The 26,957-nt window shown below is 71.2% G+C and carries 28 protein-coding genes and 2 pseudogenes; 9 read left to right on the forward strand and 21 right to left on the reverse strand.

The genetic code is table 11. The annotated features are described in order from the left end of the window. Positions 1-9: 9 nt before the first annotated feature. Positions 10-708, reverse strand: a complete 699-nt coding sequence (locus R6Y94_RS38400) for a DUF4386 domain-containing protein (RefSeq protein WP_318401609.1) — start codon at positions 706-708, stop codon at positions 10-12. 222 nt (positions 709-930) lie between these two features. Here R6Y94_RS38400 and R6Y94_RS38405 point away from each other — a divergent pair, with 222 nt between their 5' ends. Both R6Y94_RS38405 and R6Y94_RS38410 read left to right on the forward strand, forming a co-directional pair. Then, positions 931-2,028, forward strand: a complete 1,098-nt coding sequence (locus R6Y94_RS38405) for a sensor histidine kinase (protein WP_318401611.1) — start codon at positions 931-933, stop codon at positions 2,026-2,028. Next, on the forward strand, positions 2,025-2,690 hold the full coding sequence (locus tag R6Y94_RS38410; RefSeq protein ID WP_318401613.1) for a response regulator transcription factor: 666 nt from the start codon (positions 2,025-2,027) through the stop codon (positions 2,688-2,690). Before R6Y94_RS38405 ends, R6Y94_RS38410 begins: the two co-directional genes overlap by 4 nt. A 284-nt stretch (positions 2,691-2,974) precedes the next feature. Here the strand turns inward: R6Y94_RS38410 and R6Y94_RS38415 are convergent, their stop codons facing one another. Next, positions 2,975-3,352, reverse strand: a complete 378-nt coding sequence (locus R6Y94_RS38415) for a hypothetical protein (protein ID WP_318401614.1) — start codon at positions 3,350-3,352, stop codon at positions 2,975-2,977. Then, a pseudogene (locus tag R6Y94_RS38420) lies at positions 3,349-3,543 on the reverse strand (IS256 family transposase); the annotation flags it as partial. The pseudogene R6Y94_RS38420 and the gene R6Y94_RS38415, both read right to left, overlap by 4 nt. Positions 3,544-4,124: 581 nt before the next feature. Between R6Y94_RS38420 and R6Y94_RS38425 the strand changes: the two are divergent. Continuing rightward, complete coding sequence (locus R6Y94_RS38425; protein ID WP_318401616.1) at positions 4,125-5,273, forward strand: hypothetical protein; 1,149 nt, start codon at positions 4,125-4,127, stop codon at positions 5,271-5,273. Between the two features lie 295 nt (positions 5,274-5,568). Further along, a complete protein-coding gene (locus R6Y94_RS45470) occupies positions 5,569-6,165 on the forward strand; it encodes a sigma-70 family RNA polymerase sigma factor (protein WP_412102978.1) in 597 nt (198 codons plus the stop codon). Positions 6,166-6,276: 111 nt separating this feature from the next. On the opposite strand, the pseudogene R6Y94_RS38435 reads toward R6Y94_RS45470, so the two are convergent. The 10 genes and pseudogenes from R6Y94_RS38435 to R6Y94_RS38480 all read right to left on the reverse strand — a co-directional run. Then, positions 6,277-6,546: pseudogene (locus tag R6Y94_RS38435) on the reverse strand (cytochrome d ubiquinol oxidase subunit II); the annotation flags it as partial. Positions 6,547-6,587: 41 nt separating this feature from the next. Then, on the reverse strand, positions 6,588-8,369 hold the full coding sequence (locus R6Y94_RS38440; RefSeq protein WP_318401617.1) for a ubiquinol-cytochrome c reductase cytochrome b subunit: 1,782 nt from the start codon (positions 8,367-8,369) through the stop codon (positions 6,588-6,590). After that, on the reverse strand, positions 8,366-9,232 hold the full coding sequence (locus R6Y94_RS38445) for a Rieske (2Fe-2S) protein (RefSeq protein ID WP_318401619.1): 867 nt from the start codon (positions 9,230-9,232) through the stop codon (positions 8,366-8,368). The genes R6Y94_RS38440 and R6Y94_RS38445 overlap by 4 nt, the downstream gene beginning before the upstream one ends. Positions 9,233-9,254: 22 nt before the next feature. After that, the gene (locus tag R6Y94_RS38450) at positions 9,255-10,043 is read right to left on the reverse strand and encodes a c-type cytochrome (protein ID WP_318401620.1); all 789 of its coding nucleotides are present in this window, start codon (positions 10,041-10,043) and stop codon (positions 9,255-9,257) included. 131 nt (positions 10,044-10,174) lie between these two features. After that, complete coding sequence (locus tag R6Y94_RS38455) at positions 10,175-10,570, reverse strand: c-type cytochrome (RefSeq protein WP_318401622.1); 396 nt, start codon at positions 10,568-10,570, stop codon at positions 10,175-10,177. Continuing rightward, on the reverse strand, positions 10,567-11,529 hold the full coding sequence (locus tag R6Y94_RS38460) for a cytochrome c oxidase assembly protein (RefSeq protein ID WP_318401624.1): 963 nt from the start codon (positions 11,527-11,529) through the stop codon (positions 10,567-10,569). Before R6Y94_RS38460 ends, R6Y94_RS38455 begins: the two co-directional genes overlap by 4 nt. After that, positions 11,526-11,924: a hypothetical protein gene (locus tag R6Y94_RS38465; RefSeq protein ID WP_318401626.1), complete on the reverse strand. Its 399-nt coding sequence runs from the start codon at positions 11,922-11,924 to the stop codon at positions 11,526-11,528. The genes R6Y94_RS38460 and R6Y94_RS38465 overlap by 4 nt, the downstream gene beginning before the upstream one ends. Further along, positions 11,924-12,544, reverse strand: coding sequence for a heme-copper oxidase subunit III (locus tag R6Y94_RS38470; RefSeq protein WP_318401628.1), 621 nt, complete (start codon positions 12,542-12,544; stop codon positions 11,924-11,926). The genes R6Y94_RS38465 and R6Y94_RS38470 overlap by 1 nt, the downstream gene beginning before the upstream one ends. Beyond that, positions 12,541-14,466, reverse strand: coding sequence for a cytochrome c oxidase subunit I (gene ctaD, locus R6Y94_RS38475; protein WP_318401630.1), 1,926 nt, complete (start codon positions 14,464-14,466; stop codon positions 12,541-12,543). Before ctaD ends, R6Y94_RS38470 begins: the two co-directional genes overlap by 4 nt. Positions 14,467-14,478: 12 nt before the next feature. Beyond that, positions 14,479-15,495, reverse strand: a complete 1,017-nt coding sequence (locus tag R6Y94_RS38480) for a c-type cytochrome (RefSeq protein ID WP_318401631.1) — start codon at positions 15,493-15,495, stop codon at positions 14,479-14,481. A 119-nt stretch (positions 15,496-15,614) separates the two neighbouring features. On the opposite strand from R6Y94_RS38480, the gene ccsA reads away from it, so the two are divergent. The 5 genes from ccsA to R6Y94_RS38505 all read left to right on the forward strand — a co-directional run bounded on the left by ccsA (position 15,615) and on the right by R6Y94_RS38505 (position 20,496). Continuing rightward, positions 15,615-16,406 carry a cytochrome c biogenesis protein CcsA gene (gene ccsA, locus R6Y94_RS38485; RefSeq protein WP_318401632.1) on the forward strand — a complete coding sequence of 264 codons (792 nt, stop codon included), beginning with the start codon at positions 15,615-15,617 and terminating at the stop codon, positions 16,404-16,406. Between the two features lie 64 nt (positions 16,407-16,470). Further along, the gene (locus tag R6Y94_RS38490; protein ID WP_318401633.1) at positions 16,471-16,977 is read left to right on the forward strand and encodes a cytochrome c maturation protein CcmE; all 507 of its coding nucleotides are present in this window, start codon (positions 16,471-16,473) and stop codon (positions 16,975-16,977) included. Beyond that, positions 16,974-18,995 (forward strand): heme lyase CcmF/NrfE family subunit, encoded by a 2,022-nt coding sequence (locus tag R6Y94_RS38495; RefSeq protein ID WP_318401635.1) that lies wholly within the window; start codon positions 16,974-16,976, stop codon positions 18,993-18,995. Before R6Y94_RS38490 ends, R6Y94_RS38495 begins: the two co-directional genes overlap by 4 nt. Then, on the forward strand, positions 18,992-19,570 hold the full coding sequence (locus R6Y94_RS38500) for a TlpA disulfide reductase family protein (protein ID WP_318401637.1): 579 nt from the start codon (positions 18,992-18,994) through the stop codon (positions 19,568-19,570). Before R6Y94_RS38495 ends, R6Y94_RS38500 begins: the two co-directional genes overlap by 4 nt. Then, positions 19,567-20,496 (forward strand): cytochrome c-type biogenesis protein CcmH, encoded by a 930-nt coding sequence (locus tag R6Y94_RS38505; protein ID WP_318401638.1) that lies wholly within the window; start codon positions 19,567-19,569, stop codon positions 20,494-20,496. Before R6Y94_RS38500 ends, R6Y94_RS38505 begins: the two co-directional genes overlap by 4 nt. Before the next feature lie 25 nt (positions 20,497-20,521). Here R6Y94_RS38505 and R6Y94_RS38510 read toward each other — a convergent pair whose 3' ends face one another. From R6Y94_RS38510 to mbhE, 8 genes are all read right to left on the reverse strand, one after another. Beyond that, the gene (locus R6Y94_RS38510) at positions 20,522-20,926 is read right to left on the reverse strand and encodes a phage holin family protein (RefSeq protein WP_318401640.1); all 405 of its coding nucleotides are present in this window, start codon (positions 20,924-20,926) and stop codon (positions 20,522-20,524) included. A 69-nt stretch (positions 20,927-20,995) separates the two neighbouring features. Continuing rightward, complete coding sequence (locus R6Y94_RS38515) at positions 20,996-21,367, reverse strand: monovalent cation/H(+) antiporter subunit G (RefSeq protein WP_318401642.1); 372 nt, start codon at positions 21,365-21,367, stop codon at positions 20,996-20,998. Next, positions 21,367-21,621, reverse strand: a complete 255-nt coding sequence (locus tag R6Y94_RS38520; protein WP_318401644.1) for a monovalent cation/H+ antiporter complex subunit F — start codon at positions 21,619-21,621, stop codon at positions 21,367-21,369. The genes R6Y94_RS38515 and R6Y94_RS38520 overlap by 1 nt, the downstream gene beginning before the upstream one ends. Further along, complete coding sequence (locus R6Y94_RS38525; RefSeq protein WP_318401646.1) at positions 21,614-22,156, reverse strand: Na+/H+ antiporter subunit E; 543 nt, start codon at positions 22,154-22,156, stop codon at positions 21,614-21,616. The genes R6Y94_RS38520 and R6Y94_RS38525 overlap by 8 nt, the downstream gene beginning before the upstream one ends. After that, entirely contained in the window at positions 22,153-23,700 is a 1,548-nt protein-coding gene (locus R6Y94_RS38530) for a Na+/H+ antiporter subunit D (RefSeq protein WP_318401648.1), read from the reverse strand. The genes R6Y94_RS38525 and R6Y94_RS38530 overlap by 4 nt, the downstream gene beginning before the upstream one ends. After that, positions 23,697-24,074 (reverse strand): sodium:proton antiporter, encoded by a 378-nt coding sequence (locus tag R6Y94_RS38535; RefSeq protein WP_318401650.1) that lies wholly within the window; start codon positions 24,072-24,074, stop codon positions 23,697-23,699. Before R6Y94_RS38535 ends, R6Y94_RS38530 begins: the two co-directional genes overlap by 4 nt. Beyond that, entirely contained in the window at positions 24,071-24,589 is a 519-nt protein-coding gene (locus tag R6Y94_RS38540) for an MnhB domain-containing protein (RefSeq protein ID WP_318401652.1), read from the reverse strand. The genes R6Y94_RS38535 and R6Y94_RS38540 overlap by 4 nt, the downstream gene beginning before the upstream one ends. After that, positions 24,586-26,946 (reverse strand): hydrogen gas-evolving membrane-bound hydrogenase subunit E, encoded by a 2,361-nt coding sequence (gene mbhE / locus R6Y94_RS38545; RefSeq protein WP_318401654.1) that lies wholly within the window; start codon positions 26,944-26,946, stop codon positions 24,586-24,588. Before mbhE ends, R6Y94_RS38540 begins: the two co-directional genes overlap by 4 nt. Positions 26,947-26,957: the final 11 nt, after the last annotated feature.

The raw sequence follows: 26,957 nt of genomic DNA on the forward strand, positions 1-26,957 counted from the left end.
CATGGACGCTCATCGGGTTTCGCCGGTGGGACTCCAGTCGGGGGATGGGTTCCGTACACCCTTAACGATCATCCAGAGGATCGCCGTGAACTCCGCAATACCAGCGGGCGCGATTAGGAACGGGCTCAACGCGGCGCCGAGATTCGGGGCCAGCAGCCGTACGAACGTGTCCGCGATCCAGCCGACGCATCCGATGCCGAGAAGGACACCCAGCGCGCGGGGAAACATGCGCGAGACATAGGCGAGATAGCCCATCGGTAGCAGCCACAGACCAAAGAAGATCTGCGCGATGAGGGAGCCGTAGTGGCGGAGGTCGAACATGAGCAGTAACAGTGCGTCGGCGAACGCGCCAGTGCCGGAGGCATCGGTGGCCAGGACGAGCGCCAAGACCTCGTGCGCCATGTTGAGGAGTTCCATCGTGGCACCGGCCGCCGTGAAGATCACCATCGCGCCGGCCCAGTTGGCGTTGACATGCTTGAACAGTAGGTACAGTGCCATTGCGGTAAACAACCAACACATGGACGCTGCAAGGTTGGCCGCTACGGCGACGCGGAACAGGCCGGCGTCGGCCGTGAGTTTGTCCGCCGTGGTTGCGGGATCGCCGGGCTCGTAGAACCGGGTACGGAGGAACATGGCGGAGCCGCCCAAAACGGCGACGGCCAGATACAACAGTCCGGCGATCCTGGCGAGGCGCTGGGGTGACTGCATGACTTCTCCCGGTCGTGTGGGATGTGCGGACGCGGGACAGCTTGTCGGGCGCACGGGTGGCCTCACGTCGGGTCAGCGGCGGCGATGCGGCTGTTCCCGCGGTGGTACGTCGGGTGTGGCCTACTCCGGGGGGAGTAGTTGAGCCGCCTCGGCCGGGCCTGTTCCGATCTGGGCGCGGTCGCCTAGAGTGCCCGCATGACCCCGTCCGGCTCACGTGCGGCCGTGCGTTCCGCGCCCGGCCTGGCGGTGCTGACGGCGCTGGCGCAGACCGCCGGTACCGCGATCGCCACGCGGGGGGAGCCGGCGAGTGTGGGAGTCCTCGGGTATGCGTTGCTGGTCGTGAGTGGCCTCGCGCTAGCCGACCGGCACCGGTTCCCCCGGAGAAACTTCGTCGTTGTCGCTGGCTCGGTCCTGGCATATCACGTCCTGGGTTATCCGCCCGGCCCGACGTTCATCGCGCCGATGATCGCGGCCGCCGCCGCGATCATCGCCGGATACCGCTGGCTGGTCTGGGCGGTCGCTGCCGGCGGGTACGCCCTCTGGCTCGGGTTCAGCGGCGCCGCGCCGAACCGCGCCCTGACCGCGGCGGCGCTCATGGCCGGCGCGGGCGTGTTGACCGAACTCGCCACCCCGGCCGCCCGGTGGGTCCAGCAGGCGGCGCGGGAGCAGCGACGGCTGCACGAAGAGCGACAACGCCGGCGGGCCAGCGAGGAGCGGCTGCGGATCGCCGCCGAGCTCCACGACGTACTCGGCCATCACCTGTCGCTGATCAATGTGCGGGCGGGCGTGGGCCTGCATCTGATGGGGCGAGAGCCGGACCAGGCGCGGGTCGCGCTCGACACGATCCAGAAGACCAGCGCCGAGGCCCTGCGTGAGGTTCAGTCGGTGCTCAACACGTTGTACCCGGCCCGTACAGCTCCGCGCGCGCCGGCGCCGGCGCTGGATCGCCTCGACGAGCTGACCAACGAGGCGGGCCTGTCGGTCCGGACGGTGATCAGCGGTGAAGCCCGGTCACTACCGGCCGGGATCGACCGCGCGGCCTACCGGATCATTCAGGAGGCGCTGACCAATGTCCGTCGCCACGCCGGTCCGGGGGCCACCACCACCGTCACCATCGAGTACCAGCCGGAGGCGTTGGTGGTCCTCGTCGAGGACCACGACGGGGCAGGGGAGCCGGCCAACGCACCGGCGGGCAACGGGATCACCGGAATGCGTGAACGCGCCACTACCTTGGGCGGTTCGCTGGCCGCCGGACCGTTGCCAGCCGGCGGCTGGCAGGTTCGCGCCAGCCTGCCCCTTGATCGGGATCCCGCACCGTGATCCGGGTGGTCCTCGCCGACGATCAGGCGCTGGTCCGCGCCGGTTTCCGGTCGCTGCTCGACGCCGAGCCCGATGTCGAGGTGGTCGGCGAGGCCAGCGACGGCGCGCACGCGGTCCGGCTGGCCCGACAGGTCCGCCCCGACGTCGTCCTGATGGACATCCGGATGCCCGGCGTCGATGGCCTGACCGCTACCCGGCAGATCGCCGCCGACCCGGCCCTGTCCGGGGTCCGGATCGTCGTGCTCACCACGTTCGAGCTGGACGAGTACATCGGCGAGGCGCTGCGGGCCGGGGCCGCCGGGTTCCTGGTGAAAAGCGCCATGCCGGCCGAACTCATCCATGGCGTGCGGGTCGTGGCAGCCGGTGAAGGTTTGCTGTCACCGAGCGTCACCCGTCGGGTCATTGAGCAGTTCGCGGCCCGGACCGCCACGCCAGCGCCGTCCCGCAAGCTCGCTGAGCTGACCGACCGGGAACGGGAAGTGGTCGCGTTGGCCGGTACCGGCCTGTCCAACGACGAGATCGCCTCCCGGCTGATGATCAGCCGGGCCACCGCCAAGACCCACGTGTCCCGCGCGATGGTCAAGCTCGGTGCCCGGGACCGCGCGCAGCTCGTCGTGTTCGCCTACGAGGCCGGCCTGGTTCGCCCCGGCTGGCTCTCCTGACGAGCAACGGCCGCCCAGCGCGCTGCCGCGCGAGGTCGACCGGTACTGTCGGCGTGCCAGAGACGCATCGGTGTTCGTCGTTGAATGCGGTGACACTCCGCACGGTGTAACCGAACGCTCGGGTACCACGGCGGGGGCAATCCGGTTGCAGCCACCGGTTCGACGTACGGCCGGCTCCGTGCCGGCAGGCTGAGCGCATCCAACTGCAGGAGGGTGCGATGAAAGCCATGGTTCAGCACCGGTACGAGGAATCGTCAAGACCAGTGGATCGGCGAGTTTGCCTGCTACCTCGGGTCGTCGGTCTGCCAGGGGTGGAGGAACTGCTCGGGGCGCAGGTTCCATGTTGCGAGGGCCGCGTCGAGCTCGGCCTCGCCGGTGACGGTCGTGGCCTGCACGAGTATCGCGCCGATGTCGTAGTCGAAACCGGCGATCTGGGCGGCGTCGTAATCCCAGTGCTCCAGCTTGAAGGCGCGGTCACGGTCGGATCGGGTCCAACCCTGCCGTTGCGCGTCGAAATCGGCGGCGGTCGTGACGGGCCGGATCTCGATGAACGCTCGCCGGCCTGGCCCGGAGGCGGGTACCTCGGTCACCAGGCGCCGGCCGATGCGTAGCGTGGTCAGTTTCTCGGTGGGCCACCGCGGCCGACTGCCGCCCTCGGTCATGCTGCGACCTGCTCGGCGGGGCGCTCGACGAGGTGACCGCCGACGAACGTGGCGCCGTCGCGGACCAGAGCCACGAGGTGGGGTGCGTTGACCGCCCGCCACCGGTCCTGAGCGGCCTCGATGAGTTTGAACGCCATCGCGAGGCCGGCGGCGCGGCTACCTGGACCCTCGGTCAGGCGGGTGCGGAACCGCTTCCGCTCGCCGGTGACCAGGTCGGTGCGCTTGTCGTTGACCCGCGGCGCGACCACCTCGATCACCCCGGCGCCGGTCATCACCTGCTGTGGCTGGGCATGGCCGTTACGCACCACCAGGCGCCGGCCCCGCGCGTCGCGTTCGTTGCCAGCTCCGCCAGATAGGCGTCGAGCTCGACCTCCAGCGCGGCAGCCAGCATCCGCGGCGCCCCTCACGAACGACCTCGTCCAGCGGCGAAACGCCATCGCGTCGCTCTCCGTCCCCGGCGACTACAGTCAGCACGGGCCTGCCTTCCGACCGACGCGCCAACGTCGGCCTTGCTCGAGACCTGAACAAAACGATCACCGGGAAGGTACGCCCCTTCTCGGCCGATCCACAGGTCTTGAGCATTGCTCTATCTACTACCCAGATATCTGGGCCAACGGGACCGAGGAGTTCGACAGCTACCTTGCGCCGGGCTTCACCAAACTGCGCCGGTTTTCCCAAACCGCAGCTGTACACCGGTAGGCCGTGCTGTTGGCCACCACCTGACGCCACCGCGCGGCCGTCTTCGGGCGCCGGTTCGCTAGGGTGGCCGATCATGAGCGGCCCCTCCTCCGACAACGGCCCCATCGAGTACGTCGGCAAGACCGACCGACGGGCGAAGAAGACCGCTCCGACCGCCGCATCGCCCGAGCCCTCGGCGGACACCGCCCCGGCGGCCGGCAAGGCACAGCCGGCGCGGTTCGGCTGGCTGTGGAGCGTCGGGCTGCTCGTCGGCATCGCTGGCCAGATCGTCGCCTACGTCGCCTTCCACGAGGATGTCCGCGCGGCCGCGCTGAGCTTTGCCTGCGACGTCTCTGCGTGCTCGGCGGCCGGCATGACCACGGCGGGCTGGCTCGTGATCGCGGCACCGGCCGCTATCCTGGTCGGGACGAGCCAGTTCATGTCGAAGCTCGCCAAGCCCGGCCGCGTGGCGTTGGGCGCCAGCGCGCTGCTGGTCGGTATGGTCTCCACAACCTTCATTCCCGGCCGCGGCCAGGACCTGTTGGATCTCCTCGACGGTCCCGGCAGCAATGTCGTGGCCGACGGCATCCTCTGGGGGTTCGGTACCGCCGGGGCCGTGCTGGTGTTCCGGATCGCGCTGTTCTTCGTGGCATGCAAGATCCCCGCAGTCGAGCGCCGACACAACATGGTCGCGCTGGTCGGCGCGGTGGTCTTGATCGTCGGTGCGCTACCGGTCGCCATCGCCAAGAGCGACCCCACCTGGGTACGGGCGGCCGAGATCTTCCCACCCGTGCTGACGATGAACGGCGACACACTCACCCGCGTCGCGGCGGACGACCAGCGCGGCTGCGACGGAGTGCTGCCCGACGACGCGCTGCTCAACCGCCGCAACTGCTACCTCACCGTGCGGGCGGAGTTCACCACCGACGACAGCGACGCGGTAGTGACCTTCCGGGCGGTGCTCTACAGCGACGAGGAGACGGCCGACGAGGTACGCGCCGGGCTGCCCGACCGGCTCACCCCCGTCGGTGTCACCGGGAGCACTATCACCGTGCTGTCCACGACGTACTCTTGGGTGCTGGTGGGTGCCGCGAAGCACACCGACGGGCACGGCATTGCCACCGACGAGCGCCCCTGGGTGCTGTGGCCGCTGCGCCAGGTCAACTACCACTTCATCGGCGTGCAGGCGGGCATCTTCATCGATCCCGACCCGACCGACGAGATCAGACCGCGCACCCCCTGACGCTGGATCTTGTGCACTTCGTGTCGCCGGAGCGAGCGGCACGAAGTGCACAGATCGCCAGATCGGCCTTCGCGACAGCCCCTGTCCGAGAATCAGCATCCGCCAAAACCGTTGTGGCACGGCCTGCGTCGGGAAGTGACAGAAAGCAACATCATCGATGCCGCAGCACGCAGGTTCGTGATAGCACCAAGACATGACCACCGAGGCGGTACCCGCAGACCTTCCCCCGAAGCGGATGTCGTCCCCGGGGTCGGCGAGGATCTGATCACTGTCGCTGAGCTTGATCAGCGACGAGGTGTTCTGGGGTGCCACTGGCCCCGCCGGCCGAACGCGACCGCTTGCGCGACGCCTGCTGCGGCGGAACCTGCCCTTCGCGCACCGCCTGGCCCGGGGGTACCGCGACCGTGGCGAGAACCTCGACGACCTGCTCCAGGACGCCGCTCTGGCCCTGATCAAGGCGGTCGACGGGTACGACCCCGACCGGGGCACCAGCTTCACGGCGTATGCCCGCCCCACGATTCTCGGCGAGCTCAAGCGACACTTCCGGGCCCGGGCGTGGGGTGTCCACATACCCCGGCAGCTGCAGGAACGCTGCCTGGAGGTGACGCTCGCCCGCGCCGACCTCACGCAGCGGTTGCAGCGAACGCCGTCCGTGCCGGACATCGCCGCAGCACTCGGCCTGACGGAGGACGGCGTGCGTGCCACCGATGCGAGCAGGTGGCGGCGTTGGACGGGGCCGTGGAGCCGCTGCTTCTCCCGGCGGCGAGCTGAACGAGCCGTCCGCAGGAAGGTGCCGGCAGGGGTCGACCCCGATGGTGGCCGGCGGCGAGAGCACGGCGGCGGAACTGCGCCACCAGGTCCGTGTCGCCCGCCCGCCGCGCGTCGTGGATGAGGTAGACCGCGGCGAGGTACGCACAGATGCCGATCGCCAGCAGTCCGCGTAGGTCGAGGTGGGGTTGAGCCAGCTGGTCCAGATGTCTGCGGCGGCGATGCCCGGCGGGACCCGGCCGGAGGCGACGGCGCCGATGATGGTACCCAGGAAGAAGGGCGTGACCAGCGAGGAGATGGCGAACGTCGCGCCGTAGAGGCGCTGCTCGGCCAGGGTGTGACTGGCCTTGCGGAAGGCGAAGGCGGCGCCCCGGCCGATGATGCCGAGCGCGGCCAGGGTCAGTGGGATGTAGAGGGTGGAGGCGAAGGCGGCGAAGGCCGGCGGGAAGGTGGTCCAGAAGAGGGTGATCACCAGGATCAGCCAGACGTGGTTGGCCTCCCACACCGGGACGTCCTGGAGATCGACGCGGAGGCGGTCACTCGAGGTCAGCCACGTCGGGAGCGGCGGTTTCGCCAGTAGGTGAAGACTGCCAGGGCTAGAAATCCGCTGGTACGGCCTACCGCGCGTCCTGCCCGTTCCGCTGCCCCGATCGCTGCGGCGACCAGTCGACCGGGCGCTTCCACCTGCAGCACCGGCAGATTTCCGTAGGCCGTTTCCGCCGCCTGCTCCGCCTCCGGCCGGGACAGGTGGGCCTGGTTGCCGACAAGCGACAACTTCCCGTCCCGGAATCGCCACCGCCAGGTGCCGGACTGTTCCTGCCACAGTTCGATCCGGGCGCCCCCGCCGACCGGCTCGGCCCGTCGTGTCTCGTCGTCCAGACCAACGTGTCCAGCAGACTTCACTGTTTCCGGCGACGACCTCAGCTTCTCGCAGGTTGCCGCCTTGTCCGTCCGACTTCCCACACCGCCCGACCGCCGCACCTGCGGCACGCCCGCTCGGCTCAGCTCGCCGCGCTCTCGATCACCGCCGGCCGGCAGCGCCCGGGCGACCAGATACGCCACCACACCGACGGGCACTGGCAGCGCCAGCGCGAGCACCCGCAGGATCGAGAGCACATCCAGCACGGGAACCTTCAGGATCTTGGCAATGATGTCGTCGGCGGCCGCGGCGAGCAGCACGGTGAAGAGGGCCAGTACGCCGACGCCGACGCCGAGCCGGGCCGGGTGGGCGCGGGGCGGGTCGAGCAGTTGGTGCGACAGCCGGTCGCCACCGTGCCGACGTTCGAGGAACGGCCAGAGGTAGAGGCCGAGGAAGGTGAGGCCGCCGAACAGCACCCCGGGAAGGAACGGCGACGGGACGAGATGCCCGAAGACCCGGAACTCGACGGCTGGAAAGAGTCGCAGCACCCCGTCGCCCCACGCGATGTACCAGTCGGGTTGGGCGGGTGAGGTTACCTGGGCCGGCTCGAACGGTCCGTAGATCCAGACGGGGTTGATCTGGGCCAGGCCGCCGAGGGCAAAGGTCACCGCGAGGACCCAGGCGAACAACGCGAGGGTACGGAGGGTGTAGCTGGGCCAGAAGCGCGAACCCACCACGTTGTTCTCGGTCCGTCCGGGACCGGGGAACTGGCTGTGCTTCTGCCGGATCACGATGCCGAGGTGTGCGGCGATCAGCGCGGCCAGCACGGCGGGGACGAGCAGCACGTGGGCGACGAACATCCGCGGCACCATCTGCTCGGTCGGGAACTCTCCGCCGAAGGCGAGGAAGACCAGCCACTCGCCCACCAGCGGGATCGACTGAGTCACCGAGTAGAGGATCCGCAGGCCTGTGCCGGAGAGCAGGTCGTCCGGAATGGAGTATCCGGTGAAGCCGTTGAACAGGGCGAGGGCCAACATGGTGACCCCGATGGCCCAGTTGAGTTCGCGGGGCTTGCGGAAGGCCCCGGTGAAGAAGATCCGCAGCAGGTGAAGGACGATCGCGCCGACGAAGAGCAGCGCGGCCCAGTGGTGAGTCTGCCGCATCAGCAGGCCGGCCCGGATGTCGAAGCTGAGCCGCACCGTCGAGGCGTACGCGGAGGAGGTGCGGGACCCGTCCAGAGGCTCGTACGAGCCGGTGTAGACCGTCTCCGCGGTGCTCGGTTCGAAGAACAGGGTCAGGAAGACTCCGGTCAGTACGAGGACGACGAACGAGTAGAGGGCTATCTCCCCGAGCATGAACGACCAGTGGTCGGGGAAGACCTTGGCGAGCGCCTTGCGCAGCACCGGCGCGGTGCGCAGCCGGTCGTCGACGGTGCGGGCCAGCCGCCGGAGCAACCAGCGGGTGATCACTTCAGGCTCCAGAATCCGGGCCCGGGTGGGGCGGTGAAGTCGCCGGTGGCGGTGAGGAAACCGGCGGCGTCCACGGTGATCGGCAGGCCGGGCAGCGGCCGGGCGGCCGGGCCGGCGATCGGTCGGGCGCCGGCGAGCAGGTTGAAGTTCGACTGGTGGCACGGGCAGAGCATCCGGGCGGTCTCCTGGATGTAGACGGCGACCGGGCAGCCGGCGTGCGTGCAGAGCAGGGAGTAGACGACGATGCCGCCGACGTCCCCGCCTGGTGGCGGCACGGTGAACCGGGCCGGGTCCAGCCGGACGGCGAAGGCCGGCACGTCGCCCCGGTTCCGGTGCCCCTCCGGAAAGACCGGCAGCATCGTGCCGCCCGGCACGTCGTCCGGCCGTACCGGAGTGCCGTCGGAGCGGACCAGCCGGACACCGGCGGCCCACGGCGTGGTCCGCAACTCGTGGACCGGCCGGCCATGGTCGAACGGCAGCAACGAACGCAGCGGAAACAGCGCTGCCCCGCCCAACGCACCGAGGGCCAGCGTGAGCATGGCCAGCAGCCCGCCACGCCGGGCCGGGCTTTCGGGCCCGAGCAGCGCCTCGTCGGCGAGGTGCCGTTCCGCCGGGGGCGAGTCGAACGGTTCGTGCTCCTCGACGTAGCCGCCGGTGGGCAGGAGCCGACGGGACCACACGCCGAGTCCGGCGGCGAGCCCGGCGAACGCGACCGCCAGGCAGAGCCCCTCCAACTGGGTCTGCCCGCCGGTGGCGTACACGGTGGCGAAGCCGGCCGCCCCGAGCGCGCTGGTGGAAAACGCGACGCCGATGACCCGGGACGCTGTCCGCTCGCCGGGACGTGGTCCGTCCGTCCGGCTCACCACGGTTGTCCGCGTTCGGTCGTCATTCGCCCGCCCTGATACCGAGCCAGCGGACGACCAGGACCAGCAGCACCAGCCCGATCCCCCAGGCCACCAGCCCCTCCGTGGTGGGACCCAGCCGACCCAACGGCGCCCCGCCCTCGTCCAGCTTGTCGCCCCGCAGCTCCTGGACGTAGCTGGCTAGCGCGTTGACCTGCTCCTGGCTGAGCACACTCTCCGGGAATGCGGGCATCAGCCCGGGGCCGACCCGGACCGCCTCGGCCACCTGGATCGGGCTGGACCCCTCCAGCGACGGGGCGACGAACCCATTGGTCAGGGTCGCGCCGACGCCCGTGGCGGAGTGGCAGGCGGCGCAGGTGGCGAGGTACAGCTCCCGGCCGTCACGCAGGTCGCCGGGAGCCACGGACGGTATCTCCGGACCGCCACCGCCGAAGCTGCGCACGTGCGCGACGATGGCCCGGATCTCCGCCGCCGAGAAGGCGGGCCGGCGGTGCGGCGGCTGGGCTGCCTGCTTTTCCAGCGGCATCCGGCCGGTGTTGAGTTGGAAGTCCACCGACGCCGGGCCGACGCCGACCAGGGCCGGTCCGCGCTGACTGCCCTGGCCGGTGGGGCCGTGGCAGCTCGCGCAGCTGCGCAGGTAGAGATCGGTCCCCCGGGCCCCCGCCGGGTCCGCCGGCGCTGCGCTGGTCGGGCCAGGTGACACCGGGCCGGCGGAGGTCTGGGTGGCGCCGGGTGTCGGGGCGGGGGCCGGTGCCGCGTGTCCGGGCAGTGGCACCGGCCCGGCGGCGAGGCCCAGCACGGTCGCGATCACCAGGCGGCGTCGGCCGGGCGGGCGGCGGCCGGGTGCCGGAGCAGGGCCGGGCACCCGGGTACGTGGGCCGCCCGCACCGCCCGCCGCGGGTTCCGGTGCTGTTGTCGTTCGCCAACTCACCCGTGCTCGCCTCACTCCAGCGTGAACAGGTACGCGGTGATGTCCCGGGCATCGGTCTCGGTGACCCCGAGATCGGGCATCGCGGTACCCGGTTCCACCGACTGTGGGTCCTGGATCCACCGCATCAGGTTTTCCGCGTTGTTCGGTAACGCGCCGGCGATGTACGACCGGGAGCCGAACCGGTCCAGCGGCGGCCCCACCAGCCCGTCCGCCCGATCCACTCCGGGAACGGCGTGGCAGCCGCCGCAGCCGTACTGCTGGATGAGGCGTGCCCCCCGGTCGGGGTGTCCCTCACGCAGTTCCGGCGGCGGTGGCGGCGGCACCCGGGCGCACGCGGCCAGGGCGGCTACCGCAGTGAGCACCACGAGCAACGGTGACCGGGACCAGCCCGGAAGGTTCCGGTTCATCGAGTCTCCCTCCCGACCGCCGGACCCACCGGCGGCCCGTCGGTCGTTCCGCCCCGACCGGCCGGCTTCGGCCCGGCCCCGTCGAACCGGTCACCGGGTGACAGTCCGGTGGTGCGTGGCGAGACCCGGTCCAGGCCGGTGAACCAGCGCAGGAACACCATCGCCGCCGCCACCAGCACGACCACGTCCATCGGAATCCACATCAGCAGGCCGGCGAGCTGCTGGTCGATGAGCGGATCCCCACCTCCGGGCGCCAGGGTGCCGACCGGATAGACGGCAACCGGCGCGAGGGTGAGGGCCGCACCAAGGGCGGAGGCCACCAGCATCGTGGCAACCAGTAGCAACACGGCGACCGGGGCTTCAACCCGGTGTCGGCCGGTGCCGAGCACCACCGACCAGAGCAGCGCCGCCGCCACGACGAACGAGGCGTGCTCCACCAGGTGGACAAACCCGTTCTCGGTCGCCAGGCGGTAGGGGGTGGGCAGGTGCCAGCCCCAGAGCACGGCGCCGTGCAGGACGCCGGCCAGCACGGCCAGGCTGCCGGGTCGGCGCAGCCACGTGCCGAGGGTCGAGGCACGCCACCGGGCCCAGTACCGACGCAGCCGCCGGGGCACCGCCAGCGCCAGGGGTAGCCCGACCGCCGCGGCGCCCAGCGCCGGGCCGGCCACCACCAGCAGCACCATGTGCTGCGCCATGTGTCCGGCGAAGGAGCGCTCGGCCACCTCGTGGATCGGCCCGGTCGAGGCGGTCAGCAGCGCGCCGACGCCGAGGACGAAGGCCCCGACGCGCCACCGGGCGACGACCGCGCCGGGGCCACGCCGGCTCCACAGCTCGTGCACTCCCCGGCCGTACCCGGCGCTGACCAGCGCGAGCATGGTGACCAGCCCCAGGTTCGTCCACGCCTGCTCCGCCGCGCCGCCGTGGGCCAGCGGCGTGACCGGGGCGGGCCAACCGGTCATCGCTGGCATGGCGGCAGCACCAGGGCGGCCATGCCGCCGAGTACGATCATGGACAGCGCCAGCATGTTGAGCCAGAGTCCGACGAAGGCGAGCAGGTGCGCCCGGCCCACCGACCGCTCGCGGCCGGACGGCAGGTCGGCCCGGGTGCGCCGCCAGGCGAGGACCGAGAGGGCGAGCGCGGCCGCGGCACCGGCCGCCGGGACGAGCACGGTCAGGGCGATCGCGCCGGTCAGCGGAAACCCGGCCAGGTTGTCGTGCCCGGCCTCGCAGGTGAGTTCGTCGATGCTCCAGGCGGCCAACGAGTGCACGGTCCAGGAGAGCACGCCGCCGAGTACGGCGAACCAGAGCAGCAGCCCGCCGGACAGGGCGGTGCGGGGCGACAGTCGCTCGGTCATCACAGCCTCGGCGAGAGGTAGACAGTGAAGAGGATCGCTACCCAGACCACGTCGACGAAGTGCCAGTAGTAGGCGACGATCCGGACTCGTTCGTGTCGTCGGGCGCCGAAGCTGCCCTGCAGCGACGCGATCAGCAGCCAGCCGACCATGAGCAGGCCGATCGTGACGTGTGCGCCGTGGAAGGTGGTGGTCGTGTAGAACAACGATCCGTACGCGTTGCTGGTGAAGGTGTACTCCCGCAGGATCTCGGAGTACTCCATACCCTGCAGGCCGAGAAACGTGCCACCCATGACCAGGGTGGCGAGCAGACCGGCCCGCAACTGCCAGCGGCGACCGCGCCGGATGCCGGCCTCGGCCCAGAGCAACGGCAGGCTGCTGGGCACCAGCACCCCGGTCATGATCAGCGGCAGGAACAGTTCCGGCTCCCCGATCCCGTCCGGCGGCCATGGCGCCCCGTGCTGGAACCGCAGGTAGAAGTAGCTGCCGAACAGGGCGGCGAAGAGGGTGCTCTCGGTGGCGATGAAGAGCATCACCCCCCACCATGCGGTCGACCGGCCGACCGGCTCCTCGGTGGCGAGCCCGTGCGGGCCGAGGGCCAGGTGTCTGCTCCGGGTGGTCATGCCGGCACCCCCGCCTCTTCCGGCGTGCGCCGGGGCGGCCAGAGCCAGGCGGCCAGCGTGCCGGCGACGAGGAGACCGCCGGCGGCGGCGACCCAGTACCAGGCGAAGAGCAGACCGCCGAACACGACCAGCAGACCGACGGCGGTCACCAGCGGTCGCAACGTCGGCTCCGGCATCTCCACCGCCCGCTCGTAGTGGCCGTCGAACTCACTGGTGAACACGGCTTGGTGGCCGTCGGCCAGGATCCGGTCCTCGCTCGCGCCCGGGCCGGTCGACTCCGCGGTCCGCGGATCCCAGGCCGGGTGCAGGCTGTAGACCCGGGGCAGAACCGGGAAGTTGTACGCCGGAGGCGGCGAGCTGGTGGTCCACTCCAGGCTGTCGCCGTCCCACGGGTCGTCCGGCGCCGGCCGGCCGCGGCGCAGAGCGTGCACCACGCCGAGCGCCACCAGCAGCAACCCGATCGCCAGCAGGTACGCCCCGATGGTGGCGGCCAGGTTCCACGGGTCCCAGCCGAGGTCGCCGGGATAGGTGTAGACCCGTCGGGGCATGCCGAGCAGCCCGGACAGGTGCATCGGGAAGAAGGTGAGGTTCATGCCGACGAAGACCAGCCAGAACGCCCACCGGCCGAGCGGTTCGCTGAACATCCGGCCGGTCATCTTGGGCAGCCAGTAGTAGATCCCGGCGAGGATGGGGAAGACCGCCCCGCCGAACAGGACGTAGTGGAAGTGCGCCACCACGAAGTAGCTGTCGGTGGTCTGCTGGTCGAAGGCGGTGAACGCGAACATCACGCCGGTGAAGCCGCCTATGACGAAGGTGACCAGGAAGCCGAGGACAAACAGGAACGGCACGCCCAGCACGATGCGACCGAGCAGCATGGTGGCCAGCCAGGCGAAGATCTGTAGACCGGACGGGATGGTGATGATGGTGCTGGCGGCACTGAAGAAGCCGTACGACAGCTGTGGCAGGCCGGTGGCGAACATGTGGTGCACCCACACGCCGAACGAGATGATCGCGATGGCGACGATCGAGAACACGATCAGCGGGTAGCCGACGATGCCGCGTCGGCAGAAGACCGGCAGCACCGCCGAGACGATGCCGAGGGCGGGCATCACGATGATGTAGACGTCTGGATGGCCGAAGATCCAGAACAGGTGCTGCCAGAGCAGGACGTTCCCGCCCCGCTCCGGTTCGAAGAAGCGGGTGTCGAAACGGCGGTCGAGAAAGAGCAGGGCGTTGTCCAGGTTCAGCACCGGCAACGCAAAGATGATCATGAAGGAGGTGGCGACGATCGCCCAGACGAAGATCGGCACCCGGTTCAGCGACATTCCGGGAGCGCGCAGCTTCAGGGCGGTGACAATGAAGTTGATCGCGCCGGCCGTGGTGGAGATGCCGAGGAAGAGCAGGCCGAGGGTGTAGACGTCCAGGTGCAGGCCGGGGGTGTTCCGCTCGTCGGTCAGCGGCACGTACGCGAACCAGCCGCCGTTCGGCGCGGCGCCGGCCGGCACGCTGGCCCACATGAACAGCCCGGAGAAGAGGAAGACCCAGTAGCTGAAGGCGTTCAGCCGGGGAAAGGCCATGTCCCGGGTGCCGAGCATCAGCGGCATCAGGAAGTTGCCGAATCCGAACAGCATCGGCGTCGAGAATAGGAAGATCATCGCCGTGCCGTGCATGCTGAACAGCTGGTTGTACTCGCCCGGCGACAGCAGTTGCGCCTCTGGCCCAGCCAACTGGGTCCGCATGGCGAGCGCGCTGATCCCGGCGAACGCGAAGAACACCGCCGCGGTGACCAGATACCGACGCCCGATCTTTTTGTGGTCGACGGTGGTCAACCAGGCGCGCAGCGTCGCCGGCTCCGCCCAGTGCCGGGCCAGCGACTCGCGTGCCTCGGCGGTCGCGTCGTGTTGTGCGGTGCTGGACGACATGGCATCCGGCTCCTACCGCAGTGATTGCAGGTAGGCGATGAGGTCGGGCAGGGCCGCCGCGTCGACCGGCTGCGGCGGCATGGCGTTGCCCGGCTTGACCGTCTGGGAGTTGGCGATCCAGCCGCCCAGGTGTCCACCGTCGTTCGGCACCGCGCCCGCGCCGAGGCTCCACCGGGAGCCGATCGTGGAAAGGTCCGGCCCGACGGCACCGCTGGCGGCGGTACCCCGGACGGTGTGGCAGGCGACGCAGGCGCTCTGCAGGAACGCCTGCTGGCCGCGGCGCTCGGCGTCGCTGTCCGGTACCGGAGCCGGCGCGGCGAGCCGGCCCAGCCAGGCGTCGAAGTCGGCGCGCGGGTGGGCCACCACCAGGAACGCCATGTGTGCGTGCTGCAGGCCGCAGTACTCGGCGCACTGGCCGCGGTACTCTCCCGGCCGCTGGGCGTGCAGCCAGGTTTCCCGTACCTTGCCGGCGATGAGGTCGGTCTTCGGCATCAGTTGCGGCACCCAGAAGCTGTGCAGGACATCGACAGTGCGCAGCCGGACCAGCACCGGTTCGCCCACGGGAATGTGGATCTCGTTCGCGGTCGCCCCGTCAACCCCCGGGTAGCGCACCTCCCACCACCACTTGTGTCCGGTCACCTCGATGGTGGCCGCCGGTGGTCTGTCCGGCTTTCCCAACGCCGCCAGGTCCCGCAGGCCGACTCCGTAGACCGCCACCAGCACCACAAAGGGCAGGCCGGCGCCGGCGACGACGACAAATCGGATCGGATCGGACTGGTTGATCCGGCGGTCCGGCCGGCGGCGAAACACCAGTGCCCAGGCCAGCAGTACCATGACCTCGGCGAACACCGCGACCGATATCCAGAACAGCAGCCACCAGAAGCCCTCCACTCGCCGGGCACCCGCGCCGGCCGGATCCAGTGTGGAGGGCGCGCCGGCGGCACAGCCGGACGCCAGCAACACGAGCCCGGGGCCGGCGAGCAGGACGAGCCAGCGCCGTCGGTGGCCTGCCCGGTGCCCGCTCACCACCGCGTCACCACCTCTCGCTCGCCCAGTCCGTCGAACCAGGCTAACCAGACAAAGGAGATTATTAGCTTGTTTGGGGATTCAATCCAGTAATCTCCTCTCACTCCTGCATCATCAACACCGTGGGCCTTCCTAGACCGAGATCCGAGAACGACCCGGCCGCCGCTCTTCGTACGCCGCTGACCAGCGGACGGCGTGCGGCCGGCGACCGGCGGAGCCTGGGCTGGCTGGCCGCCGGCCTGGCCGCCGCCGCCACCACGACCGGCCTGCTGATCGCACCACCCGACGCGCTCCAGGGTGACGCCCAACGACTGATGTACCTGCACGTGCCGGCCGCCTGGACCGCCTACCTGGCGTTCGCCTCGGTCCTCGCCGCCAGTCTCGGCTACCTCGCCACCCGCGACCTGCGCTGGGACCGGTGCGCGCGGGTCGCCGCGGAACTCGGCGTCGGGCTGACCGGGCTGACCATCAGCCTGGGCGCGCTCTGGGGACGGGCGGTCTGGGGCGCCTGGTGGGCCTGGGATCCGCGACTGGTCAGCACCGCCCTGCTGCTCGTCGTCTACGCCGGCTACCTGGCGCTGCGGCGTGCCCTCGATCCGGCCGACGGAGGCGGTGAGACCCGGATCGCGCACCGGGCCGCCCGGGTCGCCGCGCTGGTCGGAATGGCCGGCTTCGCGCTGGTGCCGCTGGTGCACTTCTCCGTCGTCTGGTGGCGGTCCCTGCACCAGCCCGCGACGATCCTCGCTCCCGAGCGTCCCCCGATCGACCCGCTGATGGCGGCCGCGCTGTTGCTGAGCGTCGCCGCGTTCACCGCCACCGCGATGTGGATCTTCCTGCGCCGGCTGGACGCCGTCGAGCACACCGTCGCCCGCCCGGCTCCGGCGGCGACACCGGAGCTTCTGGAGGCGCGGTGAACGGCTGGCCGGTGGTGTGCACCGGGCTCGTCCTGACCGCCGCCGCCACCGCCTGGGCGGTCCGGTGGAGCGGTATCCGTCCCCGGACAACCCCGACATCCCGCGCCGGCGCCGCGCCGTACCCTGGTGCCGCCTCACCAGCGGCCGGGACCCGGCGATGAGCCGACCGGGTCGCGCCCGGTTCAGCCTGGCCCTGGTGGTCCTCGCCGGCACCGCACTGCTGATCCACGCCGGTCTCCAGGGCACGCTCAGCTACTACCGGACCCCGACCGAGTTGGCCGCCGATCCGGACGACCGGACCACCCGGGCCCGGCTGGGTGGCGCCGTCGTACCCGGCTCCGTCCGGCAGGACGGCGACCAGATCGTGTTCCGGCTCGCCGCGGACGGCCACGAGATCACCGTACGGCAGACCGGTGTGCCGCCGGACACCTTCCGTGCCGGCCAGGACGCCGTGGTGGAGGGCGTCCTGGGATCCGACGGTGTCTTCTACGCCGACCAGGTGCTCGTCAAGCACGGCAACGACTACCGCCCACCGCCGCCACCACCGGCAAAGTCCGGGACGGCGCGGTGACCAGTCAGTTCGGCACCTGGGCGCTCGGCACCGGCCTCGCCGCCTCGGTCGCGGCGACCCTGCTCTGGCTGCGCCTCGCGCTGAACCCGGACGCGCCGCTCCGGCCGGCCCGGGCCGCCAGCGGTGTCGGTCTGCTGGCCGCCGCCGTCGCCTGCGGCGCCCTGGAGTGGGCGTTGCTGCGGCCCGACTTCAGCGTCCGGTTCGTCGCCGACAACGGCGGCCGGCAGGTACCGCTGTACTACTCGGTCACCAGTCTGTGGTCGGCGCTGGACGGTTCACTGCTGCTCTGGTTGCTGATTCTCGCCGGCTACGCCGGCCTGCTCGCCCGCACCGTACCGGCCGGGGACCGGCGACTGCACCACTGGGCGATGGCCGTGGTCAGCCTTGTCGCGGTCTTCTTCTTCGCCCTGTCGTACTTCGCCGCCAACCCCTTCCATCCGGTCGAGCCCGTGCCGGCCGACGGGCCGGGCCCCAACCCGCTGCTGCGCGCGCACCCGGCGATGGGGCTGCATCCACCACTGCTGTACGCCGGCTACGTCGGGCTCGTGGTGCCGTTCGGCTACGGCCTCGCCGGGCTGCTGGTCGGGGATGCGGGACGGCACTGGATCAGTGCGGCCCGGCGGTGGGCCCTGGCAGCCTGGGCGCTGCTCACCGCCGGCATCGCACTCGGCGCCTGGTGGTCGTACGCCGTCCTCGGCTGGGGCGGCTACTGGGCGTGGGACCCGGTGGAGAACGCCTCGCTCCTGCCCTGGTTGACCGCCACCGCCTTCCTGCACACGGTGTTCACCCGTCGTGGTGCGTCCCGGGCCGGTTGGTCGGTCGCGCTGGCCTGCGCCAGTTTCCTGCTCGTCCTGGTCGGCACCTTTCTCACCCGGTCCGGGGTGGTAGCCAGCGTGCACGCCTTCACCGAGTCGCCGCTCGGCCCCCTGCTCCTCGGTTTCCTTCTTCTGGTGTCGATCGGCACGGTGGTCCTGGTCGGCTGGCGGGGTGGGCCCGGAGGCGATGCCGGCTCCCAGGTCGCGTCACCTGCGTCGCCGCCGCTGTCCCGGGCCACCGCCCTGGTCGGCAACCGGATCCTGCTGACCACCGTCGCCGCCGTGGTGCTGGTCGGCACCGTCCTGCCGGCGGTGGCGGAGGCCGTCTCCGGCACCGCCCTCGCGGTCGGTCCGGTCTATTACCACCGCACGGCGGTGCCGCTGGCGATCGGCGTACTGGTCCTGATGGGGCTGGCCGCCCTGTTGCCGTCGAGCGGCACGTCACCCGGTGAGACCGCCCGCCGCGCGATCGGTCCGGTCGCCGTCGGACTGGCCACCATCGCGGTGACCGGCCTGTCGAGCCGTCCCGGGCCGATGGCCCTGGCCGCCTTCGGCTGTGCCGGCTTCTCGCTGGCCGCCACCGTGGCCGGACTGTGCCGCCGGTCACCCGACAACGGTCGCCGGAGCATCCCGTGGGTGCGGCTCGGCGGCACGACGGCCCATCTCGGAGTCGCGCTCGTCGCCGTCGGTGTTGCCGCCTCCTCCACCTACACCGTCGCCGCGCAACGGCAACTGGCGGTCGGTGAGGCGCTGCGGGTGCCGGGTGCCACGGTACGGCTGACCGCGGTCGAGCGGGCCCGCACCACCGCCGGAATGGCGGTCCGGGCGCGGCTGACGCTTGGAGCGGCAGACCGCCCCGACGGGACGCTGGTACCGGAGTTGACATACCACCCGCACCACGACACCACTGTGAGTCTCCCGGCCATTCGGTCGGGACCACTGCAGGACACCTACACCACCCTGCTGGCGGTCTCGGCCGACGGCCGGTCGGCCACCGTCCGGCTGGCGGTCAACCCGATGGTCGCCCTGATCTGGGCCGGTGGATCGCTGTGCGTCCTCGGCGGGCTGCTCGCCCTGGCCCGCCCGCTCGGGCGCCGCCGATCCGTCTCCGGAAGTCGTGCCCGCAGCGACCGGTCGGGGCCGCCGGCGGCGGTCAGCCGCTCCGGCGCGACGGTACCGGATGGTCCGGGGAATGCGCTGTGATCGCATCATTTCGCCGGCGAAGACCGGCGTTCCCGCTCTTCCGCCTCGGACGGCGGAGGCTGCCCCTGACACTGGTGCTCGGTCTGGTGACGATGCTCGGGGCGGTCGGGCTGGCCAGCACCCGTGGCGGTGGCCCGGCCGCCGCGCCGGGCAGTCCGGGTATGACGGCACCGGCACTTGCCGGACGGACCCTGGCCGGCGCCCCGTTCGACCTCGCCGGGCTGCGGGGACAGGTGGTGCTGGTCAACGTCTTCGCGTCCTGGTGCGGCCCGTGCCAGCACGAACTGCCGCTGCTGGTCGACGCGGAACGCCGGTGGTCCGGGCGGGACCTGCGGATGGTCGGACTCGCCGTCCGGGACAGCGAGGTGGCCGTCCGCGCGCTGCTCGACCGGACAGGCGCCCGGAACCTGCCCGTGCTGCCCGATCCGGCCGGCACCACGGCGGTGGACTGGGGGGTACGCGGGGTACCGGAGACGTTCCTGCTGGACCGCGCCGGACGGATCGCCGACCGGATGATCGGGCCGGTCACGGCTCGGTGGCTCGACGAGCGGCTGACGCCGTTGCTGGAATCATGAACCTCCGTCGGCTCGCCGTCACAGCCGGCCTGACCTTTCTGGCCGTCGCCGCGCTGCTCGGCGTCTGGCGCTCCGTGACACCGGTGGGCGACGGTGATCCGGCCCGGCGACTCGCCGCCGGACTGCGCTGCCCGGCCTGTCAGGGTGAGTCGGTGGCGGACTCGCGCTCGCCGATCGCCGCCGCGATGCGCGAGGTGATCAGCACCCAACTCCGCCAGGGCCGCGATCCGGACGAAATCCGGTCCTATCTGGTCGACCGGTACGGGCCGGAGGTGCTGGCTGCGCCGCCGGTACGGGGCTGGGGGCTGCTGTTGTGGGCGTTGCCGGTACTGGGCTTGGCGCTGGGCCTGGTACCTGCCGCTCGGGCCGCCCGTCAGCGTGGACGCGCTGGTACGTCCGCCGCCGACGGGCGGAATCCGTCCGGTCGCGCTCGTGGCGGCGGTCGGTTCCGGCAGGGCGTCGCCACGAGCGCCGGTAACCGGCGCTGGAACCTCGGCGCCGTCGCCCTGGTCCTCGCCCTGGTCGGCGCCGTCGCCCTGGCCGCGCCCCGTCCCGCCCCGCCGGGCCCCGGTGCCGCCGACCCGGTCGCCGACCAGTTGACGCTGGCCCGGTCCTTGGAGACACAGGGGCACTACGCGACGGCGGCCGAGGTCTATCGGACCGTGCTGGACCAGCGACCGGCCGACGAGATCCGGTTGCGACTGGCCTTCACGCTGATCCGACTCGAACAGCCCGGCGAGGCCGCACGCCTGGCCGGCGAGGTGCTGGCCCATCGTCCCGACAGTCCGGACGGTCTGCTGATCCTGGGACTCGCCCAGCGCGTGACCGATCCGGACAGCGCGAGCGTGATGCTGCGCCGCTTCCTCACCCGGGCGCCGGACCATCCCGCCGCAGCCGAAATCCGCCGACTGCTCGGTAGCGGCTGAACCATCGAGATCCACGAGACAGGCACTACCGGCGGGCGGTCCGTACCGCGGTCAGGAGGTTGCGTAGCTCGGCGGTGAGCCGGCTCGTCCGGCCACCGGCCGCGCTCAGCCGGGCGAGCCCGACGACGGTGAGGAGCACACCGGTGCCCAGGTATCCGGCGGCCAGCAGCAGCGCCGCCCGCCGCGGTGTCCGATCCGACTCCGCCAGCGACAGCACGGCGGCGGATGCCGATCCGAGCCCCAGCACGACGGCGACGCCCGCCCCGGCCAGCAGCGCGGCGCCCACCCCGGCCCGGCGCAGCGACTCCGCCAGGTCACCCCGGAACCGTGCCGCCTCCTGGACGGCCAACTCTCGGATGTCCCGGACGAGTCGATCACCGGGTGACGCCGTCCGGTCAACCGGCTCCGCCGGCCGGTCCGCCTGATACACGCCCTCACCCCCTTCCCGGGGCTACCCCGGCGGCGGGTGTTCATTCCCAGCCGAGCCAGGGCTCGCCGGTCACCCCTCGGGTGTCCGGTCGACACCGTCCCGTCCGCTCGTCCGGTTCCGGAACTCGTCGACGAGCAACGTGTCACGCCCGACACCGGATCGGTAGGCCGAACGCCCGACGAGTTGTGCCACCACCGGTGCGGTCACCAACTGGAACAGCACCACCAGGACGAGGGCGAACATCTCGCCGCCAGCGATCTGCGGGGCGACCCCGACACAGATCAGCGCCAGGCCGGGCACCTGTGGTTTCGTCGCCGCCTGCAGCCGGGCGGTCGCGTCCGGCAGCCGGGCCAGACCCAGCCCGGCCAGGACCGCCAGTACCCCGCCCGTCACGAGGGCCACCGCCGCCAGCACCTCACCGGCCAGGGTCAGCGGGCCCATCACGCCCCCTCGGTCAACCGCAGGACCGACACCGTGCTGAGAAAACCGACCAGGGCCACCACCACAAGCAGGATCACGTTGGCAGCGGCATCGCGCAGCGCGGCCTCGACAGCTATCCCGCTGATCACTACGACGACCAGGGTGTCGAGGGCGACCAGCCGGTCGTGCAGGGTCGGTCCGCGGAACAGTCGTACCAGGGTGAGGAAGCCGGCCACCGCCAGCAAGCCGGCGGTGACGACGAGGGCACTACGCACGGTCGCTCCCTTCCGATCCGGACTCCTGACTCTCCGGGATGTCCTCGCCGAGCGTTCTCAGCACGTCGTGGGCCGCCCGGCGGGCGTGGCGGCGAGCCCGTTCCAGTCCCTCGCCACTGCGTACGTCGAGGACGAAGACGTAGATCTCTCCGGCCTCGGGGACGACGCCGAGCACCAGCGTCCCGGGCTCGAGAGAGAGCCGGTTGACCACCACGGTCAACGCGGTGGCCGACGGGCGGCCCACCGGCACCGCCAGCACCGCCGATCGAGTCCGGGGCCCATGGGCCAGCGTCGCCCAGGCCACCTGGACCGACGAAGCCAGGACGTCCGTCACGAACCGGACCAGCGACATCGGCAGCCGACGCCACCGTGGACGCGCCACCGCCGGTAGTGCGGGCAACCGACCGGCGGCGAGACACAGCGGGCCGGCCAGAAGCGCCGAGCCGATGGCCAGCAGGCTGCCCGACCCCCAGAGCAGTAGCCAGAGCAGAGCCAGCCAGACGGCGAGGGCCAGCCGCTCCAGGACGCCGTTCACTCCACCTCCCGGTGGCCGAGCACCGCGCCGCGGTAGCCGTCCCGGTCCAGCAGGTCGGCTGCCGCCCGCTGGCTCAGGGCCGCCAGCGGTCCGGCGGTCGCCGCGACCGCCAACCCACTCAGGACCGCAGTCAGCGCGGCGAACCGCATGACCCGACCGGGCAGACGGCCACCCGGGGAGCCGGCCGCCGTCGCTCCGTCGGCGTCGGCGGGGGCAGGGGCGGCCGATTGGCTCCAGAAGACCCGCAGCCAGATCCGCATCAGCGCAGAGAGCGTGAGCAGGCTGGTGAGCAGGGCGACGGCCGCGGTGGCGAGCACCACCGGACCGGCCTGCGCCACGGCTGCCTGCAGCAGCGCGAGTTTCCCGACGAACCCCGCGAACGGCGGAAGACCTCCGAGGCTGAACGCCGGAATGAGGAACAGGGCCGCGACCACCGGCGCCGTCGCGGCGAGTCCACCGAGCCGGGCCAGGGAAACGCTCTGCCGCTCCCGCTCGATCAGGCCGCTGACCAGGAAGAGCGCGGTCTGCACGGTGATGTGGTGCACGAGGTAGAGCACCGCACCGGCCAGCCCGGCCACCGAGAAGATGGCGAGCCCGAAGAGCATGAACCCGACGTGCGAGACGAGCACGAAGGACAGGATCCGGTTGAGGTCGTCCTGGACCAGTGCCCCGAGTACGCCGACCAGCATCGTCAGCGCGGCGATCACCAGGAGCAGCGTCCAGGGCTCCTGCCGGGGGAAGAGGAGAGTCTGCGTCCGGATGATCGCATAGACCGCCACCTTCGTGAGTAGCGCCGCGAAGATGGCGGTCACCGGAGCGGCGGCGGTCGGATAGCTGTCCGGTAACCACCAGTGCAACGGGACCATGGCGGCCTTGATCCCCAGCGCGACGAGCAACAGCAGCGCCAGCAGGCCACGCGTGCCGGGCGGCAGGTCCACCGTGACCGCGCTGAGTTGGGCGAGGTTGACCGTCCCGGTGACGGCGTAGACGAGCCCGATCGTGGTGAGCAGCAGGATCGAGGCCGTCAGGCTGGAGACGACGTATGTCAGACCGGCCCGGACCCGCTCGCGGGTCGCGCCCAGAGTGATCAGGACGTAACTCGCCATCAGCATCACTTCGAACCCGACGAAGAGGGTGAACAGGTCCCCGCTGATCAGCACCAGGGCGATTCCCGCGAGCAGGACCAGGTAGGTCGGATGGAACACCGAGGGCACGTCTTCGACGCGGCGTTCGGCGCTGCCCTGCCCTACTGCGAAGACCAGCACGAGCAGGCACACCAGGACGGCGACGACGAGGACCAGTGCCGAGAAGCGGTCCGCCACCAGGGTGATGCCGAGTGGCGGCTGCCATCCTCCGACCTGGATCGACTGGGTGCCGAGGCCGTCGACCCGGACCAGGAGTAGGACACTGGCGATCAGTACCACCGCCAACACGCCGAGCCCGAGGATCCGCTGCACGACCAGGAAGCCGGCCAGCAGGGCGGAGGCGCCGGCGGCGAGCAGCGGGACCACCACGGGCGTCGAAACCAGGACGGCACCGCTCATAGCTGCTCCGAATCGGGCTGCCGGCCACCCAGCCGCCGGTCCTCGACGTCGTCCTGCACACCGTCCTCCCGGTAGAGCCGCACACTCCGGTCCGTCAGCGCCAGTAGCAGGGCGGTGATCGCGAACGTGATGACCACGGCGGTGAGCGCCATCGCCTGCGGTAGCGGATCCGAAGCGTCCGTCGGGGTGGAGGTGCCGGCGTCGGGAACGTGCTTCGCCGGGCCGCCGGACAACAGCAGGGTGAGGTTGGCCCCGTGGCCGAGCAGCACAAAGCCGACAACGATCCGCAGCAGTCCGCGTTGCAGCAGGAGGTAGCTCCCTCCGGCGAAGAGTGCGCCGATGATCAGGGAGAGGCTGAGATTGCCCTGGCTCACCGCGCTTCCTCCGCCGACCGGCCGTCGCTGGACCGGCTCCGGTCGTCCTCGCCGAGGCCGCGCAGCACGTCCAGCACGAGACCGATCACGATCGACGCGATTCCTGCCTCGAAGAGCAGCGACGTAGTCAGCTCGAGGTGCGTTACCGGGCCGGAGGTGACCGTCCAGGCGGCGCCGGCGAGGAGTTCGCCGGTCAGCAGCAGGCCGGCCACGCCATAGCCGGCACAGGTGAGCAGGCCGGCACCGAGCAGGACCTTGGCCGGGACGGGTACTGCCGCGTCGACCTCGCCGGGACCGCCGGCAAGGCGACGCAGCACCAGGCCGAGCCCGGCGACAAGCCCGGCCGCGAAGCCGCCGCCGGGACGGTGCAGACCGACCAGCAGCAGGTAACCGGCCACGAGCAGCACACTCGGGTACACCATCCGGGTGATGACCTCGAGCAGCACGCTGCGCTGCTCCGGCCGCTGCCGGTCGGCGGCGAGCAGCCGCCGGGAACGAGGCTGGCCGGCACTCATCTGGTTCCCTCCACGGTCTTGCCGGGGCCGCTCGCCGGTTCCGGGTCTCCGTCGCCACCAGGGCCGGTCCGGGAGCGACCGGGCCCGGTCCTGCCTCGGCTCGCGAGCACCAGCCCCGCGATCCCGGTCGACGCGACCACGAGCACGGTCACCTCGCCGAGGGTGTCGAGTGCCCGGAACTCGGTCAGAATCACGTTGACGACGTTCGGGCCACCCGCGTCCGGCGCTTCCCGGAAGTAGCCCGACGCCGCGCGGGACGGCACGCGAGCGGCGGTCATCGCCAGGGTGACACCGGCCATGAACGCTCCGAGCAGCAAGGCGACGCCGGCGCGCAGCAGACGGGCCGGGGTACGTGCCTGGCGCGTCCTGGGTGGCATGCGCCGCAGTACCAGAACAAAGAGGATCAACGTCAGCGTCTCCACCAGGAACTGAGCCAGCGCGAGATCCGGCGCTCCGTGCACGACGAATAGCCCGGCGACGAGGTAGCCGACGGCCGAGAGCAGCAGCACCACGACGAGCCGCTGCCGGGCCAGAAGCAGTGCCAGCACGCCGGCGACCAGTCCGACGCCGAGTACCGCCTGCTCCGGCTCGTCCCAGGCACGGATCTGGCGGGGAAGACCGACATCGGCCAGGAACACGGCGCCGGGGCCCAACACCACGACGGTGATGATCACGATGAGGTATCTCGGCAGCGACCCCACCTGTGTGCGGGCGGTCAGAACCCGGGCGGCGGTGACGACGGCTGTGGCGAGTCGGTCCTGAACGACCAGGGCGCCGACGGCGCGAGGCCGCAGGAACCCCGCCGCGAACGTGAGCGGCCTTCGCAGCAGGTGCAGGAGCACGCCCGTGACGAGAGTGAGAAGGGAAAGTCCGAACGGCAGCCCGACGCCATGCCACAACGCGAGCCGGTAGTTCGCAGGCGACGCGGAGTAGACCTCCGCGTAGCCGGCGCCGATCGCGCCGGCGGCGGCCGGCAGGCAGCCGAGGGCCAGCCCGGCTCCTGCGCAGGCGAAGGTGGTCGTCAGCGACCAGCGGGACACGTGCCGGAGACGGGCCGGTACGCCGGGTCGATCGGCGAACACGCCCTGGAGGAAACGTACGGTGTAGGCGACCGTCAGCGTGGACCCCACGAGTAGACCGACCAGCACCCATGCCCCGCCCGGACCGTGCCCGATGAACGCGTCGAAGGCGGCTTCCTTGCCGAGGTATCCCACCGTCGGCGGCAGGCCCGCCATGGAAAGGCAGGCCAGGGCTGCCACCAGCACAAGTCCGGGTGAAGCGTGGCGTATCCCGCTCAGCTCGCGCAGATCCCGGGTGCCTGCCCCGTGATTGACGATCCCGACCACGAGGAACAGCGTCGACTTGAACAACGCGTGGGCGAGCAGGACTGTGGCGCCGGCCAGAGCGGCGGTCCGGGTGCCGGCCCCGACCAGGACGAGGATAAAACCGAGTTGTGCGATGGTGCCGAAGGCGAGCAGTCGCTTGAGGTCCGTCTGAGCGAGCGCGCGGGTACCGCCGAGCAGCATCGTCGCCAACCCCACCCCGAGGATCAGCGGACGCCACGTCGGAACGTCGGCGAAGCCGGGCGCCAGCCGGGCGACGAGGTACACCCCGGCTTTGACCATCGCCGCGGCGTGCAGGTAGGCGCTGACCGGTGTCGGTGCCACCATGGCCTCGGGCAGCCAGGGATGGAACGGAACCTGGGCGGACTTGGCCACCGCCCCAACGAGGATCAGGCCGACGGCGACCGACACCGTGGGACCTCGCGGCGGCGCCGCGAGCAGTGCGGAGATCCGGTATCCGCCCGCCGCGCGTGCGAGGAGGATCAGGCCGAACAGCATGACAAAGCCGCAACCGCTGGTCACCAGTAGAGCACGCAGGGCGGCGCGGCGCGCCGAACGGTGCCGACCGGAGTCGGCGATCAGCAGAAACGAGCAGATGGTCGTCAGCTCCCACGCCACGTACAGCGCAAGCAGGTGATCGGCCATGACGAGGGCCAGCATCGCCCCGGCGAAGAGCACCAGCGCGGCGCTGACCTGACCCAGCCCGTCTCGCCGGCCGGCGAAGTACCGGACCGCATAGAGCAGGACAACGGTACCGACGCCGCTGACGACAAGTCCGAGCAGCAGGGCCAGCGCGTCCAGCCGCAGCGACACCTCGAGATTGAGTGCCGGGGCCCAGGCGAAGGAGAACCTCCGCTCCCGGCCGGCAAGCACATCCGGTACCGCGGTCAGCAACCATCCGAAACCGATCGCGGGGGCGACCGCGCCGAGGGCCAGGACCCGGGCGCCCCAGCGTCGAGCTAGCCCGGCGCAGGTAGCCGCGACGAGCAGGTGTATTCCGAGGACGGCCGCCATGCCGAGCTATC

The sequence above is a fragment of the Plantactinospora sp. KLBMP9567 genome, from assembly GCF_033446045.1.
GTDB lineage: Bacteria > Actinomycetota > Actinomycetes > Mycobacteriales > Micromonosporaceae > Plantactinospora.